The sequence below is a fragment of the Leptospira jelokensis genome, from assembly GCF_004769635.1.
Taxonomy (GTDB): domain Bacteria; phylum Spirochaetota; class Leptospiria; order Leptospirales; family Leptospiraceae; genus Leptospira_A; species Leptospira_A jelokensis.
This window is the reverse complement of the sequence record NZ_RQGH01000017.1, coordinates 1-619: the sequence shown is the minus strand read 5'-3', so window position 1 is coordinate 619 and position 619 is coordinate 1. Positions and strand designations below refer to the sequence as shown.

The following is a 619-nucleotide window of genomic DNA, read 5'->3' as shown; positions in this document are numbered from 1 at the left end:
ACCAATTTGCGATTCAATCAAAAAAATCGACATTATCTTTATACCTCGGGAATCCATGCAGTTGTGCCTTTGTCCATTCCTGACACGGAATACTATGCGGTATCTTCTGTTTCCGATTTTTTATTGAACCCACCATTTAAATTAAAAGAGATTTCACCTAAAAAGCCATCGGTTTCAGCGATTGGTTATCGTTCTTCTTTAGAAAATGAAATCAGTGCTGGTTTAGTCCTTTGGGAGACAAATGGAAATAAAGATTCCCTATCTCCATATTTGGTAGATTTTTCCGAACTTGGTTGGTGTCAGTCTACATACCTTTGTTTGGATGGTGTTGCTTTAACTGCAATCAAACCAAAAACAAATTCAACTGCAGTTGTGTATGCAAACCAACAGATTGGATCTTCTCTGCAATACACCAATGATTTTTCTGGAATTGCGTATTATTTAGCCAAAACAAAAAAGGGACTCTTTGTTTTGCACTCTGGTACACAAACTGGAGTTCATAATTTATTTTTTATACGTCAATTTTTGGGGCAAGAAGAGTTGGAAAAACCATTACATATACGATTGTTAGATGGGAAAAGGGCAGCAAAAATTCATTCCATTGATGATCGTTATTGGA

The 619-nt window shown here is 36.0% G+C and carries 1 protein-coding gene; it reads left to right on the top strand.

The window, feature by feature from the left end; translation table 11 throughout:
- On the top strand, positions 1 to 619 hold a 619-nt coding region (locus tag EHQ62_RS08325), incomplete at both ends, for a hypothetical protein (protein ID WP_135641799.1).